The 15,840-nt window shown below is 72.1% G+C and carries 13 protein-coding genes; 7 read left to right on the forward strand and 6 right to left on the reverse strand.

Annotated elements, in window-relative coordinates; translation table 11 throughout:
- Positions 1-102: 102 nt before the first annotated feature.
- A complete protein-coding gene (locus ACYSUO_RS35840) occupies positions 103-1,122 on the reverse strand; it encodes a LuxR C-terminal-related transcriptional regulator (protein ID WP_461780391.1) in 1,020 nt (339 codons plus the stop codon).
- Positions 1,123-1,357: 235 nt separating this feature from the next.
- On the opposite strand from ACYSUO_RS35840, the gene ACYSUO_RS35845 reads away from it, so the two are divergent.
- The gene (locus ACYSUO_RS35845; protein WP_461780447.1) at positions 1,358-4,156 is read left to right on the forward strand and encodes a M4 family metallopeptidase; all 2,799 of its coding nucleotides are present in this window, start codon (positions 1,358-1,360) and stop codon (positions 4,154-4,156) included.
- A gap of 90 nt (positions 4,157-4,246) precedes the next feature.
- Here ACYSUO_RS35845 and ACYSUO_RS35850 read toward each other — a convergent pair whose 3' ends face one another.
- Complete coding sequence (locus ACYSUO_RS35850; RefSeq protein WP_461780392.1) at positions 4,247-5,089, reverse strand: lysozyme; 843 nt, start codon at positions 5,087-5,089, stop codon at positions 4,247-4,249.
- A 210-nt stretch (positions 5,090-5,299) separates the two neighbouring features.
- Here ACYSUO_RS35850 and ACYSUO_RS35855 point away from each other — a divergent pair, with 210 nt between their 5' ends.
- The gene (locus tag ACYSUO_RS35855; protein WP_461780393.1) at positions 5,300-5,800 is read left to right on the forward strand and encodes a MarR family winged helix-turn-helix transcriptional regulator; all 501 of its coding nucleotides are present in this window, start codon (positions 5,300-5,302) and stop codon (positions 5,798-5,800) included.
- 62 nt (positions 5,801-5,862) lie between these two features.
- Here ACYSUO_RS35855 and ACYSUO_RS35860 read toward each other — a convergent pair whose 3' ends face one another.
- Entirely contained in the window at positions 5,863-6,651 is a 789-nt protein-coding gene (locus ACYSUO_RS35860) for a protein phosphatase 2C domain-containing protein (RefSeq protein ID WP_461780394.1), read from the reverse strand.
- Between the two features lie 390 nt (positions 6,652-7,041).
- Between ACYSUO_RS35860 and ACYSUO_RS35865 the strand changes: the two genes are divergently transcribed.
- The 5 genes from ACYSUO_RS35865 to ACYSUO_RS35885 all read left to right on the forward strand — a co-directional run bounded on the left by ACYSUO_RS35865 (position 7,042) and on the right by ACYSUO_RS35885 (position 12,737).
- Positions 7,042-9,834, forward strand: coding sequence for a sensor histidine kinase (locus ACYSUO_RS35865; RefSeq protein ID WP_461780395.1), 2,793 nt, complete (start codon positions 7,042-7,044; stop codon positions 9,832-9,834).
- Positions 9,835-9,869: 35 nt separating this feature from the next.
- Positions 9,870-10,337: a roadblock/LC7 domain-containing protein gene (locus ACYSUO_RS35870; protein ID WP_461780396.1), complete on the forward strand. Its 468-nt coding sequence runs from the start codon at positions 9,870-9,872 to the stop codon at positions 10,335-10,337.
- On the forward strand, positions 10,334-10,792 hold the full coding sequence (locus ACYSUO_RS35875) for a DUF742 domain-containing protein (protein ID WP_403850893.1): 459 nt from the start codon (positions 10,334-10,336) through the stop codon (positions 10,790-10,792). The genes ACYSUO_RS35870 and ACYSUO_RS35875 overlap by 4 nt, the downstream gene beginning before the upstream one ends.
- Entirely contained in the window at positions 10,773-11,402 is a 630-nt protein-coding gene (locus ACYSUO_RS35880; RefSeq protein WP_461780397.1) for a GTP-binding protein, read from the forward strand. The genes ACYSUO_RS35875 and ACYSUO_RS35880 overlap by 20 nt, the downstream gene beginning before the upstream one ends.
- A gap of 78 nt (positions 11,403-11,480) precedes the next feature.
- On the forward strand, positions 11,481-12,737 hold the full coding sequence (locus tag ACYSUO_RS35885) for a styrene monooxygenase/indole monooxygenase family protein (protein ID WP_461780398.1): 1,257 nt from the start codon (positions 11,481-11,483) through the stop codon (positions 12,735-12,737).
- Positions 12,738-13,466: 729 nt separating this feature from the next.
- On the opposite strand, the gene ACYSUO_RS35890 is transcribed toward ACYSUO_RS35885, so the two are convergent.
- From ACYSUO_RS35890 to ACYSUO_RS35900, 3 genes are all read right to left on the reverse strand, one after another.
- Entirely contained in the window at positions 13,467-14,621 is a 1,155-nt protein-coding gene (locus ACYSUO_RS35890; RefSeq protein ID WP_461780399.1) for a C40 family peptidase, read from the reverse strand.
- 136 nt (positions 14,622-14,757) lie between these two features.
- Positions 14,758-15,036, reverse strand: a complete 279-nt coding sequence (locus tag ACYSUO_RS35895) for a hypothetical protein (protein ID WP_461780400.1) — start codon at positions 15,034-15,036, stop codon at positions 14,758-14,760.
- A gap of 70 nt (positions 15,037-15,106) precedes the next feature.
- Positions 15,107-15,832, reverse strand: a complete 726-nt coding sequence (locus ACYSUO_RS35900; RefSeq protein ID WP_461780401.1) for a TetR/AcrR family transcriptional regulator — start codon at positions 15,830-15,832, stop codon at positions 15,107-15,109.
- Between the last annotated feature and the right edge of the window lie 8 nt (positions 15,833-15,840).

The following is a 15,840-nucleotide window of genomic DNA, read 5'->3' on the forward strand; positions in this document are numbered from 1 at the left end:
TGCACATTCGCCGCTGGGGTTTTAGTGGCCCGGGGCGCCGCTGTCTCTCGCGCTGTGGGGGGCGTTTCAAAGCGCTGGAGCGCCGCAGGGGCGGGCGTCCGTTTACACCGACAGCCAGCCCCTCAGCGTCGCCCGCACACCCGCCTGAAAGCGCGTCTGCGCGTTCAGCATCGTCATCAGGCGGGTGATGCGGCGGCGCACCGTGTGGACGTGGACGTCCAGGCGGCGGGCGATCGCCTCGTCCTTGAGGCCCGAGGCGAGGAGCGTCAGCAGCTCGCGGTCCTCGTCCGTGATCTCGTCGGGGGAGTCCGCGCCGATCGGCACCGCCCGCTCCCACACCGCGTCGAAGAGCGGGACGAGGGCGTGGCTCAGCAGGGAGTCGCTGACGACGAGTGCCGAGGCCGTCGGGTCCGCCGCGTCCGTCGGCGGGAGCAGGGTCACCCTGCGGTCCACCGTGAAGAGCTTCGTCGGCAGGTCCTTGCCCACCCGGATCTGAACGCCCTGCGTGGCAAGGTCGTTGAGGCCCCGGACGCGCCCCGGGAAGGTGAGGCCCTCCCGGTCCACCACCACCCGCACCCGCGCCCCGCGCCGTACGGGGGCCGCCACGTCGAGCGGTGCCGGCATGCCGTCCGGCTGGCTGGAGGCGTACGGCGGCCGGTCGAGCAGCGCCACTTCCGTGGTGGCGGAGGCCAGCATCGCCGCGACGCGCTCCGCGATGGCCCGGCCACCGCGCACCGTCTCGATCCCCATCGCCCGGACGTCCGCCGGCGTGGCGGTCAGCAACCCGGCCGCCAGCCGGTCCACCGCCCCCGTCAGGTCCTCCAACTCGGCCGAGCGGCGCAGCAGTTCCGCCTGGTGCCGGTGGATCAGGTTGCGCAGCGCCGTGGCGGGCGGCACCGCGAGCGGGAGGGCGCCGCCGCGCGGCGACGGCAGCGTGCAGCCGCGCTCCGCGAGGTGGTCGAGGGCGACCGCGACGCGGCGCGCGGGCAGCCCGGTCGCGCGGGCGAGCGCTGCCCGCGAGGCGAAGTCACCGCCTCCGAGCAGCGCTTCGTAGACCCTCAGTTCGCTCTCGCCGAGACCGAGGGCCTGCCACTGCGCGTCGTCGTGCCCAGCCGATGTCACCAGGGGATTTTCGGTTGATCCGTGCAGGCCACACAAGTGGGCACGTACACAAGTCGGCACCTGGAACGCATTGTTCGCACCCCCGCTCCGGTACTTGCATGGCCGCATCCGATATCCGTTCACGCGTCAGTGACACCGGAGGGGCACCGTGCGGAGTGCAGCACGCAGGAGATCAGGCAGAACCGGCAGCGGATCAGGCAGACCCGGCAACACATCGGGGCAGGGGAGCGGCGGTATATCCGTCGGCCAGGGCGTCGCGGCGCTGCTCGCCGTCGCCGGACTGCTGGTGACCGGGGTGCCGGCCGCCCAGGCGGCCACCGCCGCCGCGGCCGACGACACGTCCGTGGTGGCGGGGACCGACACGGACACCCCGGCCCTCGTGACCGATCTGCACGAGGAGGCGGCCGGCGGCGGCAGCGCGGCCGACGCGGCGCGCGGGCATCTCAAGGCGAAGAAGAGCCGGTACCACATCGCCGACACGTCGCCGAAGGACCTGACGACCGTCAGCACGCAGAGCGAGGGCGGTCGGGAGACCGTTCGGCTCCAGCAGAAGTACCGGGGCGTCACGGTGCTCGGCGGTGAGTACGTCGTCCGGATGGAGAAGAAGGGCGGCGAGCGGACCGTCACCGGCACCTCCGGCAAGTACTTCACCGAGCTGAAGCTCGCCACGGTCGACCCGAAGGTCTCCGAGAAGACCGCCGTCCAGCGCGCGGTCGCCGCCGTCGGCACGCAGCTCGGGGGCGGCCTGCTGACCGCCCCGGCAAAGGGGGACAAGGCGCTCACCGGCAAGGCCACCGGCGTCACGATCCTCCCGCAGGGCTCGGGCGTGCTCACCCGGCACATCACCGTCACCGGCGTCAGCCCGGCCGACGGCTCGCCGGTCAAGCAGGAGGTCTACGTCGACGCCCGCTCCGGCTTCCCGCTGCTCCAGTACAGCGGCATCAAGACGTTCGGCGCCACGGGCACGGCGACCGGCGCCACCGACGAGGCGCCCACGGACGGGGACGCGGCCACCACCGCCGCCGACCAGCTCGTCGTCAAGGGCACCGGCACCCGCTACAACGGTGAGAAGACCGAGGTGAACCTGTACAAGGACACCAAGGGCGTCTACCAGATGATCGACTACGGCAGGCGGGCCGCGGACTCCCCGTACGAGGGCCCCATGCTGTCGACCTACGACGCCCGCGGCCGCGAGGTCGCCTCCGCGTCCGGCCGCTGGCCCACCGGCATCAAGACGTTCCAGTCGGCCACGCCCGAGCTCGGCGAGGACTTCACCAACTCCGGCGCGATCGACGCCCATTGGGCGGCCGGCAAGGTCTACGACTACTACAAGAACCACTTCGGCCGCGCCGGTCTCGACGGCAAGGACGGCTACATCTACTCCCTGGTCGGCGTGACGCAGAACGGCGGCCCGTACAACAACGCCTTCTGGGACGGCACCAAGATGGTGTACGGCCAGGGTGGCGGCGACTACCGCACCTTCTCTGCCGACACCGACGTCGTCGGCCACGAGATGACCCACGGCGTCGTCGAGCACACCGCGAACCTCGTCTACGCGGGCCAGTCCGGCGCCATGAACGAGGGCCTCGCCGACTACTTCGGCAACGCCATCGACCTGGAGGCCAACGGCCAGTCGATGGACGACCCGGACGCGGGCCTGCTCGGCGAGGACCTGTGCACCACGCTCAGCCCCCGCGAGTGCGCCCTGCGCGACCTCAACGACGGCAAGACCACGTCCAAGGACTTCATCGGTGTCACCTACCGCGGTGACAACGGCGGCGTGCACCTCAACTCGACGATCTTCTCCGGCGCCCTGTGGGACATCCGCCAGGACCTCGGCGGCGACCTCGCCGACAAGATCGTCTACCGCGCCCTGTCCGCGTACATGACCCCGCTCGACGGCTTCACCGAGGGGCGCGCCGCGGTCGTCGCCGCCGCGCAGGAACTGGGCGTCACCAAGGCCCAACTCGCCGTCGTGAAGCGGTCGTTCGACGCCCACGGCATCGCCCCCGGCTGGGAGAAGGCGCTCGGCGTCGACACCGACACGATCCTGTCCAAGGTCAACATCTACAACACCGGCGTCGGCGCGGGCGGCGGCAAGTACGCCGTCTCCAACTCCAACGAGGACGGCAGCGAGCCGTACTCGGTGTGGCTGGGCAACACCTCGGGCAAGGGCACGCCCCAGCTGATGAGCGCCAACAACGGCGACTACAACGTCTACGCGGACACCGACGGCAAGACGGTGGTGTGGGCCGACTACAGCAGCACCGGCATCAAGATCATGGCGCGCCCGGTCAAGGGCGGCGTCGCGAAGCAGGTCGACGGCATCGGCAGCGACGTCTCCGGGCTCGTCGTGGACGGCGACTACCTCGCCTACACCGCGTTCAACCCGCAGTTCGGCGTCACGAACGTCCGGTACGTCAACATGAAGACCGGCGCCACCGGTCTGGTCGACGGCGGCCGTCCGTACAACATCTCGGGCCTGGCCTCCATCAAGGACGGCAAGATCGCCTACGCCAAGGTGGCTCCCGACGCGAACGGCAACTACACGGTCGGCGTCGAGGTCCTCGACGGGGCGACCGGCGCCAAGACGACGATGCCCGTCGCCGACGCCACCAAGACGGTGGGCATCGGCCAGACCGCGATCACCGACGACGGCGTCTTCTGGATCGAGGACAACGACGCCACCGACACCGGGCAGGCCGCGGTGCGCCGCGCGGACCTCGACGGCAAGAACCCGCTCACCCTCACCCCGGAGTCCGGCGACGGCTCGCTGTACGCCTACTCGCTGACGGCCTCGGACGACGCGGTCAGCGTCACCACGCTGCCGCCGGCCACGGACTGGGCCAACGACACGCTGCCGAAGCTGGTCCAGGTGGCACCGGACGGCAAGGGCGGCACGCAGCGCGTCTCCTGCAACCGCGGCGACCAGGCGTACGCCGCCGCCGACGAGGGGCAGCGCGTCCTGTGGCTCGACGGCACCACCGGCTACACGAACCTCGTGAAGCGCGACAGGCCGGCCGGCAGGTGCTGACCGGCTCCACCTGAACGCGGCGGCGGCCGGACTCACCGGAGGGGGGAGCCCGGCCGCCGTCTGCTCGACTGTTGGTCCGCTCTTGAGGGCTCAGCCGTTGGCGAGGGCCACGACGCGGTCGAGGGCGCCGTTGAACTTGTTGTGGTCGCCGACCGTCGGTCCTGTCGACGTGTACTGCCACATGGTCTGGTAGCTCCAGCCGGCCGGCAGCGTGCCGACGGTGGAGGCGTAGCGGGCGATCCACAGCGGGTTGTTGGCCGCGAAGCCGCTGTAGTTGCCCGTGCACTGGGTCCACCAGCTGGTCGCCGTGTAGATGACGGCGTCGCGGCCCGTGCGGGCCTTGTACTGGTTCAGGAAGTCCCGGATCCAGGTCACCATGCCGCTCTGCGTCTTGCCGAAGCAGGCGGCGCCGTACGGGTTCCACTCGATGTCGAGCGCGCCCGGCAGCGTCCTGCCGTCCTTGGACCAGCCGCCTCCGTGGTCCACGAAGTAGTTGGCCTGGGTGGCGCCGCTCGTGGTGTCAGGGGTCGCGAAGTGGTACGCGCCGCGGACCATGCCCACGTTGTACGAGCCGTTGTACTGCTGCGCGAAGTACGGGTTCGTGTAGTACGTGCCTTCGGTGGCCTTGGTGTAGGCCCAGCGCACGCCGCTGTTCCAGAGCGTCGACCAGGCCACGTTGCCCTGGTGGCTGGAGACGTCGACGCCCTCGGTCTGCGTGGCGGCGACGCCGTTGCTGGGCGGCAGGGAGCCGACGCCGTCGTGTGCGGCGACCCCCATGCCCATGTGGGCCTCACCGCGCGCGGGGACGTCGGCGGCATGCGCCGCGCCCGGCAGGGCAAGGAGAAGGGAGAGCGCCGCGAGCAGGGTGCCGGCGATTCCGAGGCGGGTGCTGCCGCGTCTGCGGCGGGTGGTGACAGGTCTGTGCACGGGCATGAGCGGCCTCCGAGTACGACGTGGGTGACGTGCGGTGGCGCCGGTGCGCTTGATGGTGTGTGCATGCCACGACTGGCAGCGGTAAGAACGCTACGCACGTAGACCCGTGGCGGGAAGAGGGGCCGGTGTGTGCCGTTGGTCTACTCCTGCGAAATACTGGTGGAACTGCGGTGATGACCGTGATGGGTGAAAACTTTCAGAGGTGCTGACGTGCGCGAAGACGGAAACGGCGGGCGGCGGAGCGCGGAATCCGAGCCGCGAACCGCCGCCGCGCCGACGGCTGTGGACGGCGAATTCCTCGCCCTGGAACGCGAGTTGACCGTTTTCCTGCGCCGGGCCCGGGCCAATTCCGGCGAGATGGCCCGCGAGGTCCACCCCGACCTGGAACCGGCCGCGTACGGACTCCTTGTGCGCCTGGAGGAGTGCGGGGCGCAGCGGGCCACCGAGCTCGCCGGGTACATCGGCGTCGGCAAGGCGACGATGAGCCGCCAGCTGCGGGCCCTGGAGGAGCTCGGCTTCGTCGGCCGCGAGCCGGATCCCGCGGACGGCCGGGCGTGGCTGGTCTCGCTCACGGAGTCCGGCCGGGAGCACTTCGGGCGTGTGCGGGATGCTCGGCGCATGCGGTATGTGCGGCAGCTGGACGGGTGGGATCGGCGTGAGGTCGCGGAGCTGGCGAGGTTGTTGCACCAGTTGAACGCCGGCGCCGAATAGTTCTGCCAAGTACAGCCCCGCCGGCGTTTGAGGCGCGGGGTCCGGGGCGGAGCCCCGAGGCGTTACAGCTCTACGTACGCCAACGTTGCGTCATCGTGGGTCTTACTGCGGCGCAGATACGTACGGGTCTCCGCATCCGCGTCCTCCAGGGCCCGTACCCGCGACACCACCGCCTCCGCGCCCTCCTTGCGTACGAGGGTGAACAGGTCCGTCCAGTCGCCCTCGTGGAACTTCTCCACCCAGCGCGTCACGCCGTCCGTCATCGCCGCGAGCGCCCGCACCCCGGACCGGGGGAGCGTGCCGGTCACCGCGCGCCGCGCCACCGACGGGTCCGCGGCGGCCGTGAAGAAGCCGCCCTCCTTGTTGCGCACCGTGGCGTCGGCCACCTCGTTCGACACGAGGTTGGCGCGCGGGACCCGGTCGAGGCGCTCGTCGAGCAGGGGCGTGACCGTGCCGTCGGGGGCCTCGACGAGCAACGCCGAGTCGGACAGCACCAGATGCTCCACCTGCTCCGCGTCCCAGCGGGCGAGTACGACGGTCGCCTGCGGAGTACGCGGGTGAGAAAGGTCACAGGTGTCCCGGTGGGCGTCCGCGGTCCGGGCGATCGCCGCGCCGAGCACGTCGGCCAGGCTCAGATCGCGCCGCGAAACGGACAGTTCGGCCAGTGCGCCGCCGAGGTGGGCGGCGAACCACGGGACGGAGTGCCGGCAGCCGACGTCGGTCGCCGGGGGAGTGACCCCGTCGAGGACGACGAGCGATCCACCGTGCCCGGCGGCCGGTGCGGCCATCGATACGTAGTCCTCGTTCGGCCGCTCGGCGGCGCCCGGCTCGGTGGTCAGTTCGATGCGCATGCGGTCAGTCTGCATGAGGCACCCTCACGGAGCGCTGGCACGCCGCGAGTTGGGCCGAGCCGTTCCGTAGGGATTCTGTGCAGATCCCGCAGCGGCCCGAAGGAGCCCCTGAGCGCCGGGTTTGCACGGAATGATCACTTCCGTCGGGGGTGTGGCGGGGCATCCTGCCAAAGGCCGCCGAAGACGTCCAACCCGCGCGCGGTTGACGGAGGGTGATCGCGGCGCGGGAACTTGCTCCCCAACTCCCGCTCGATGTTCACTCCTTCGGGTGGCGGGCGAGGTGATGGGCGCCCCCTGCTCACCGGCACTGGAAGGGTCAGGGGCCAGGCCAGGAGGGTCACGAGTGTTGACGCAGCGTCACCCGGACCCATGGGGTAGGACGAGTCAGGAATGCGAGCATCAGTGGGGAACACCTCCGGCGGTAATGGGGCCAGTGGGCTGGGTGTGTCGGGTGATGTCGCACCGGACCAGGCGCCCGAGGTGAGCCGCACGGGTTCCGGCCGGGGCAAGCGCGCCCGGGTCCGCAGCCGCTTGATCGTGGCGGTGGCCGTGGTCGCCGCGGCCGTCGTCGGCGCCGGGGCGCCGGTGATCGTCGGCGCCTCCGACCGCGTGGGCGAATCGCAGACCCTCGTCGACGACGCCCAGCAGACCCAGCGCTCGCTCGCCCTGTCGCACGCGCTCGCGGACGAGCGGGACGAGGTCACCCGCTTCATCGCCGCCGGCCGGTCCAAGGGCCAGGGCCTGAGCGAGGAGCGCGGGGCCCGCGTCGACCGGCAGGTCGACGAGCTGCGCGTGGACGCGCCGGCCGCGCTGCGCCGCACCCTCGACGACGTCGCCGCCGTGCGCCGCTCCGCCCTCACCGGCAAGGGCTCCGCCCTGGAGGCCCACACCGCGTACTCGCGCTCCATCGGCGAACTGCACGCGCGCGCCGAGGATCTGGCCGAGCGCATACCCGTGCGCGCGGGTTCGGGGGCGTACGCCCTCGCGGACCTGGACCGCGCCGTCGAGCAGGCGTCCGCCGCGCGCGGCCTGCTGCTCGCCGCGCTCGCCGTGCCGCGCACCACGACCACGGAGATCGACCCGGCGACCGGCCTGCGCAAGGCGGTCGTCGGCGAGTCCTCCACCGCCCGCGGCCAGCGCGACGCCCTGAGCGCCGCGGGCCAGCGGGCCAGGGTCCGCGAGCAGGCCGCGCTCGACGACTTCCACGACTCGGGGACGACCGCGGCGGTCAACGCGTACGACTCCACCGTCACGGGCCCGGACGCCACGCGCGCCGAGACGTATCTGAAGAACCTCGCCGACGCCCCGACGCTGAGCGCGAGCGAGCTCCGCTACAACTCCAAGAACGTCGAGGACGCCCTCACCGCCCGGATCGACCTCATGCGGGGCGCCGAGGCCGCGCTCGGGGACCAGCGGGTCAAGCGCCTGGAGCAGCTGCGCGACGACGACGTGACGGCGCTGGAGATCCGGATCGCGCTCGTCGGCGTCTGTCTGCTCGCCGCCGTCGGCGTGGCCATGGCGACGGCCCGTTCGCTGACCCGGCCGCTCGCCGCGCTGCGCATCGGCTCCGCGCGCGTCGCAGGCGACCCCGCCGCCGAGGACCCGGTCAAGTTCACCGGCAGGAACGACGAGTTCGCCCAGGTCGTCGACTCGATCAACGCCCTGCACGCGCACGCCGTGGGGCTGCACGGACGCATCGGCACCCTGGAGTCCGACCGCAAGCACCTCGTCGGCGAGCGCCAGCGGATGGCCGACGACCGGGACCGGCTGCGCGGCGAACTCGCCGACACCGCCCGGAAGCTGGACCGGGTCAAGCACTCGATCCACGGGACGTTCGTCAATCTGGCGCTGCGCACCCTCGGGCTCGTCGAGCGGCAACTGGGCATCATCGAGGGCCTGGAGGAGCGCGAGCAGGACCCGGACCGGCTCGCCACGCTCTACAAGCTCGACCACTCCGCCACCGTCATGCGGCGGCACAGCGAGAACCTCCTGGTCCTCGCGGGCACCGAGCGCGGACCGCAGCACGGCGGCTCCGTGGCGCTCGTCGACATGGTGCGCGCCGCCGTCTCCGAGATCGAGCGCTACGAGCGGGTGCGCATCGCCGCGCTGCCGCCGCACGCCCACCTCGCCGGGTTCGCCGCCGACGACCTCAGCCACCTCATCGCCGAACTCCTGGAGAACGCCACGTCGTTCTCGCCGCCGGACGCCTCCGTCGAGGTCTCCGGCTGGCTCCTGGAGAGCGGTTCGGTCATGCTCTCCGTCCAGGACGAGGGCATAGGGATGACCGACGAGCGGATGCGCGAGCTGAACACGCGGCTCTCCTCCTTCACCGCGGAGGAGGCGCACGACCCCGAGGACGTCGACGGGTTCGGGCTCGGCCTGTACGTCGTCGCGCGGCTCGCCGTGCGGCACGGGGTGCGCGTACGGCTGCGCGAGCAGAAGCAGGGCGGGGTGGCGGCGGTCGCCGTGCTGCCCGCCTCGCTCTTCGCCGCCGCGCCCGCCGCCTCGGTGCCGCCCGCCGTCCTGGTGCCCGGCGCCGCGCCCGCGGTCCGCTTCGCAGGATCCGAGGCGGAGGCCAACTCCAATGAGCTGTACGGGCGTACGGAGCCGGAGCACTCGCTTCCGGCGCACGGTGACCCGCTGATCGAGGCGGCCGAGCAGGCGGTGCGCGAGTCGGCGGAGCCGGTCGAGCCGGTCGAGGCCCCCGCGGAAACGACCATGGAGCTGAGCACGCCGGTCCCGCCGGAGCCGACCCCCGAGCCCGAACCGGAGTGGGCCCCGGAGCCCGCGCCGGCCCCCGAGCCCGTCGCCGAGGTGCCGCACCCCCGCGCGCCGCACGACGGGCACGACGAGTACGACGAGCACGACCGGCCCGCCGGACACCCCGAGCCGCTCGACCAGCGGATCGCGCCGGAGCCCGCCCCGGAACCCGCGCCCGAGCCCGAACCGGCCGAGCGCGTCACCGCCAAGGGCCTGCCCAAGCGCACCCCGAAGGTGGCCGCCCCCGCCTCCGCCCCGAAGCCGCGCACCGGCTCCGTGGACGCGGAAGCGCTGCGCCGCAAGCTCGGCGGATTCCACCGCGGCGCCACCGCCGGACGCCGTGACGTGACGGCGGAGTTCGCCGAGAACCCTGGACGTAGAAGTGAAAATGAGGGGGACACAGCCGAGGAGGCAAGCAGTTGACTGCGCCCACCCCTGCACTCAACGGACTAAAGGGAATGAACGGTCTCAGTAGCGAGGCACGCAATCTCCACTGGTTGCTGACCGACCTGGTCGGGGAGGTGCCAGGGTTGCAGTCCGTCGCGGTCGTCTCGTCCGACGGACTGCTCCTGCTCTCCTCCGACCCGGGCCGGCACGACGCGGCCCCGGCGACGGACCCGAGCGCGGGCCCCAAAGGGTCGAGCGCCGACCTGGCGGCCATCGTGGCCGGGCTCGGCTCGCTGACCATCGGCGCCGCCAAGCTGATGGACGGCGGAGGCATCAAGCAGACGATGGTCGCGATGGACGAGGGCAGCCTCTTCGTCATGTCGATCAGCGACGGCTCCCTGCTCGGTGTGCACGCCTCCGCGGACTGCGACATGGGTGTCATCGCGTACCACATGGCGCTCTTCGTAGGCCGTGCCGGGCATGTCCTGACGCCCGAACTCCGCAGCGAACTGCGCCAGTCGATGGAGGGCACCCGATGACACCGGGCACTTCAGGCAGTGCACACAGTACGAACGGCACGAGCAGGACGTACGGCGCGAGCAGGCTTCCCGTGCGCGGTTCGGACCGCAGGCCCGCCCGTGTGCGCCCCTACTCGCTGACCGGCGGCCGCACCCGCTTCGGCCATGTGCTGCTCGTGGAGACGTTCATCTCCAGTACGGCGGCGATCGAGGGTCCTGAGGACCGCCCCGAGCTGGGCAAGGGCGGGCTCGCCGGCATCATGCCGGAGATGCGCGCCATCGTCGCGCTGTGCCGCCGCATGCGCACGGTCGCGGAGATCGCCGCGCTCCTCAAGATGCCGCTCGGCGTGGTGCGCGTGCTGCTCAGCGACCTCGCCGACCAGGGAAAGATCCGTGTATACGGAACAGGCCACGGGCCCGGACAGCCGGACCGGGCGCTCCTCGAAAGGGTGTTGAGTGGACTCCGCCGCCTCTGAACTGCTCGACGAACTGCCCATAGAAGAAGAGCAGTTGCAGGCCTGGCAGACCGACAAAACCCGGGCCCCCGTCGCCACGAAGATCATCGTGGCGGGCGGCTTCGGCGTGGGCAAGACGACCCTGGTGTCGGCCGTGTCCGAGATCCAGCCCCTCGAGACCGAGGCGCTGATGACCCAGGCGAGCGAGGAGACCGACGACCTCTCCGCGACGCCGGAGAAGTCCACGACCACGGTCGCCATGGACTTCGGCCGCATCACGCTCGACGACGACCTGGTCCTGTACCTGTTCGGCACGCCGGGGCAGCAGCGGTTCTGGTTCATGTGGGACGACCTGGTGCGCGGGGCGATCGGTGCGGTCGTGCTCGCCGACACCCGCCGCCTGAAGGACTGCTTCCCGGCGCTCGACTACTTCGAGAGCTGCGGACTTCCCTACGTCGTGGCCGTCAACCACTTCGACGGTACGGCGGAGTTCGCGCCCGACGACGTACGGGAGGCGCTCACCGTGCCGCCGCACGTACCGGTGCTGATCATGGACGCGCGGCGCCGTATCGCGGCGATCGAGACGCTTCTGGCGCTGGTCGGCCACGCCCTGGACGCGACCCCCGAGTAGTCGCGCGTCCGCCGTGGCCGCATAGTGGTCAAGCCCCGCCCCCCCACACATTAGTTACGGCAGTTAAGGCAGTCTCATATGTCGCGGAAGATACTCGTCGTGGGAGCCGGTCAGTCCGGCCTCCAGCTCGCCCTCGGCCTGCAGACCCAGGGGTACGAGGTCACCCTGATGTCCAACCGCACCGCCGACGAGATCCGTTCCGGGCGGGTCATGTCGACGCAGTGCATGTTCCACACGGCGCTCCAGCACGAGCGTGACCTCCAGCTCAACTTCTGGGAGTCGCAGGCCCCGCGGATCGAGGGCCTCGGCGTCTCGGTGGCCGCGCCCGGCTCGCACGACCCGGGTCCGACGCAGCGCGCCATCGACTGGGTGGGCCGGCTCGACGGCTTCGCGCAGTCCGTCGACCAGCGCGTGAAGATGGCCGGCTGGATGGAGACGTTCGCGCAGCGCGGCGGGCAGCTCGTCATCCACGGCGCGGCGGTCTCCGACCTCGACTACTTCTCGCGCACGTACGACCTGGTGCTGGTCTCGGCCGGCAAGGGCGAGCTGGTCTCGATGTTCGGCCGGGACGCGTCGCGGTCCCCGTACACCGAGCCGCAGCGGGCCCTCGCCGTCGCCTACGTCCACGGGATGGGCGTCCGCCCCGAGCACCCGGACTTCGACGCGGTGCGCTGCAACCTGGTGCCCGGTGTCGGCGAACTCTTCGTGATGCCCACGCTCACCACGTCCGGCCGCGCGGACATCCTCTTCTGGGAGGGCATCCCCGGCGGTCCGCTCGACGCCTTCAAGGGCATCAAGGACCCCTCCGAGCACCTGGCGCTCACGCTGGAGCTCATGGAGAAGTTCACGCCGTGGGAGTACGCGCGCGCCACGAAGGTCGAACTGACCGACGCCAACGGCACGTTGGCCGGACGCTACGCCCCGACGGTCCGCAACCCCATCGGTCGGCTGCCCTCCGGCGGCGCGGTCCTCGGCGTCGCCGACGTGGTCGTGGCCAACGACCCGATCACCGGTCAGGGTTCCAACTCGGCCTCCAAGTGCGCCGCGTCGTACCTGGCCTCCATCGTCGAGCACGGTGACAAGCCGTTCGACGAGGAGTGGATGCAGTCGGCGTTCGACCGGTACTGGGAGACGGCGCAGCATGTCACGAAGTGGACGAACACGATGCTGCAGGCTCCGCCGGAGCATGTGCTCAACCTGATCGGTGCGGCCGGTCAGCTCCAGCCGGCCGCCGACCGCTTCGCGAACGGCTTCAACGACCCGTCCGACTTCGAGAACTTCTTCTACGAGCCGGAGAAGACGGCGGCGTACCTGGCCTCGCTGACCGGCGCGTAACCGCTCCGCGGGGCGGGGGATCGGCGCGGCGCGGTTCGCGGGGGCGGCGGGCTTCTGCGGTTTTCGAACGCCCGGTTCCCTCGCCCATCTCCCACCCGCCCGCCCCTCCGGGGGCTCAGGTCCGAAGCCCCCGGGCCGGGGGCTTCGGTCGCCCGCTCCGGGGTCGGTCCCTGGGGCGACGCCTCAGTCCCTGCCGCTCCCTGAGGGTGAGCGGGGCAGGAACGCCGAGTGACGCTCCGCGGGCTCGTCCGGTACGCCTGTCGATCGGCACGCCGTATCCCCAACCCCACCCGGTCACGTGGGCCCGCCTCGCTTCGACCAAGCCCGGCTCCCCCTTTGCGGCAGCCGGGCCGCCCGCACGGGGCGGACGCCTGCCGAGCCGACCGCCCATGCGAAACGGCTGACGCTGCGTCCGTCTTGGCTCAGGGCATCGAGCCCGGTGCGGTGCCGGGCCCCGGGACGACCGAGGCCCCCGGAGGGGGCGGGTGGGTGGGAGGTGAGCGGGGAGCGGCGGTGCAGCCGGGGAGGGGGCGGTGCCGGGCACGCGTCGGCTGGTGCGTCGATCCCGGGAGGGCGCCGGTATCCGGCTCCGCGCGGCGTGGCCCCGGTGCGGCCGGCGGGCTCGGTGCGGCGCGGCCCCGCCCCGGTGCCGCCCACGGCCCCCGGTGCTGCGCGGCGTGGTGTGGCTGGGGCCCCGGTGCCGCCCACTGCCGCAGGGCCGCGTGACGCCTACCCGGCCCCCGGCGCCCCCGCCGCCCCGTACCCCGCATCGTCCCCGGACTTCGCGCCCTCGGGCAGGGTCGGGGGTCGGTAATCAGGCATCGGGGGCGCACCCGGGTCCGGGCGGACCGCGCCGAGGAGGGGGTTCGCCGCGATGGGGGAGACCTTGACGCGGGTGCCGGGGCGTGGGGCCTGGACCACCATGCCGTCGCCCAGGTACATCGCCACGTGCGTGGCCTTGGGGAAGTAGATGACCAGGTCCCCCGGGCGCAATTCACTCATCGGCACCCGCGGCAGCGAAGCCCACTGCTCCTGCGAAGTCCGCGGAATCACCCGCCCCGCATGGGCCCACGCCTGCGACGTGAGGCCCGAGCAGTCGAAGGAGTCGGGCCCCTCCGCACCCCAGACGTACGGCTTACCGATCTGGCGGACGGCGTAGGAGAGCGCCTCGTCGCCCGCCTCCGACGGCGCCCGACCCGTCGAACTCAGCGCCCCGGACGCCATGAACGCCTCCTGCGCCCGCGTCGCCCCCTGCGCCTCCAGGCGCGCCACATCCGCCAGTTGATCGGCGGTGAGGGAGGCGAGCAACTGCTCGACCTCCTTCAACCGGTCCTGCACCGCGTCCCGCTCCTTCTTCTGCCGCTCCGCGAGACGCAACTGCTCGTCCAGCGCGCCCCTGGCCTTCGTCGCCAGCACGTCGGCCTTCTTCTCCCGCCCCGTGAGCCGCTCGACGGTGGCCTGCCGCTCCCGCGCGGCCCGCCGCATCACATGGCCCTCGTCGAGCGCCCGCTGGGGATCGCGGGCGAGCAGGAGCCGCAGGTAGGGGGAGAACTCGCTGCGCCCCTGGTACTGCTCGCGTGCGAGCCGCCCCGCGTCGGTCCGGCTGCTGTGCAGCGACGACCGCGCGGCGGCCAGCTTCTTCGCGAGGCCGTCCGCCGTCCTGCGGCGCTCCTTGAGCTCCTCCTCCGTCGCGTTGTACGTCTCCGTGGCCGCCTCGGCGTCCTGGTACAGGCGCTGGAGATCCGAGAGGAGGTCGGCGACGGAGCGCGTCCCGCCGGGACCGGGGCGTGGCTCGGGACCCGGCGCCGCGCTCGCGGGCAGCGGCGTGAGCAGCGCTCCCGTGACGGCCACCGTGCACACCCACCGCACCAGCCTGCCTGACACCTGATCACCTCCGGTGCGGGGCAACCCCTGTGCCCCACACCGTGAACATGAACAGAAGGGCGGGCCGCCCACCCGCCGGGCTGCTCGCTTCGGCGCAACACCGCCACCCGTCCGGTGCCCGCCCGGCGAGCCGCCTTTACGCCCGCGGCGGCCGGTTCCTCGACCACGGCCACCTGACCGCCCGCTCGACCTTCCCGTCCGGCACGAACACGTAACGCCACTGCGCCACGAGCCGCACCCGCTTCCCGCCGGCCACGGCCTCCCGCACGTACACGAGCACGGTGTCCGGGCCCCCGTCGGCGTCCGGCACCGGCACCTTGTACACCTTGGGCGGATTGCCGGTGGCGGTCACGAACACGGGCAGCACCCGCCCGTCGAGGGGCCCGCCGACAAAGGGGAAGTCTTCGCTCTTCACACCACCAGTGTCACGCAGCGCGGCGCACGGCCATCACGCAACGCGGCGCACACCCGTCACGCCGCGCGGCTCACAGCAGACGCGCCGCATCGCTCACCACCGGCAGTATCCGCCGCGCCAGTTCCCCCACGGGACCCTCCGGCGACTCCAGCGCGAGCGCGTACCGCACCACTTCCGCCGTCTGCGGGTCCCGGCCCGCCGTCGCCGTCAGGACCGCCATGAACTGGTCGACGAGCCCGTCGCGCAGCTCGTCCAGAGGCGGCTGCTTGTCCTCGTCGAGCCAGATCAGGGAGGCGGCCTCCACCGCCGTGATCCACATGCGGACGGTCATCCGCAGGCGCCGGCCCGGTTCGGCCTGGCCGAGGTGGCTGAGGACGTGCTCGGCCGCGGCCCGCCGCACCCCGTCCACGATCGCCGTCGTACGGGAGGTCTCCACCACGCTGCCGCCCTGGAGCAGCGCGGCGAACCCCATGTCGTGCCGGCCGACGAAGCCCAGGTAGCGGTCGAGCGCGCGGGTCAGGCGCGCGGTGAGCGGGCCCTGAGGGGGCTCCGCGAAGCACTGCTCCAGTTCCTCGGCCGCGGAGCGCAGCGCGGCTTCGTACAACTGCTGCTTGCCGCCCGGGAAGTAGCGGTAGACGAGCGGCCGGGACACCCCGGCGACCTCCGCCACGTCGTCGAGCGAGACCTCCTCCGGGGCCCGGTGCGCGAACAACGACAGCGCCGATTCCAGCAACTGCGCCCGCCGCACCTCGACGCTGAGCCGCTTGTACGCGGGCGTACCGGTAGCCGAGGTCATGCCTCGAA

Source organism: Streptomyces sp. UC4497, assembly GCF_054871485.1.

Coding starts and splice junctions, on each gene's coding strand:
- ACYSUO_RS35865 (WP_461780395.1), top strand. CDS start 7,042: ATGCGAGCATCAGTGGGGAACACCTCCGGCGGTAATGGGGCCAGTGGG.
- ACYSUO_RS35900 (WP_461780401.1), bottom strand. CDS start 15,832: ATGACCTCGGCTACCGGTACGCCCGCGTACAAGCGGCTCAGCGTCGAG.
- ACYSUO_RS35850 (WP_461780392.1), bottom strand. CDS start 5,089: ATGCCCGTGCACAGACCTGTCACCACCCGCCGCAGACGCGGCAGCACC.
- ACYSUO_RS35875 (WP_403850893.1), top strand. CDS start 10,334: ATGACACCGGGCACTTCAGGCAGTGCACACAGTACGAACGGCACGAGC.
- ACYSUO_RS35870 (WP_461780396.1), top strand. CDS start 9,870: ATGAACGGTCTCAGTAGCGAGGCACGCAATCTCCACTGGTTGCTGACC.
- ACYSUO_RS35885 (WP_461780398.1), top strand. CDS start 11,481: ATGTCGCGGAAGATACTCGTCGTGGGAGCCGGTCAGTCCGGCCTCCAG.
- ACYSUO_RS35860 (WP_461780394.1), bottom strand. CDS start 6,651: ATGCGCATCGAACTGACCACCGAGCCGGGCGCCGCCGAGCGGCCGAAC.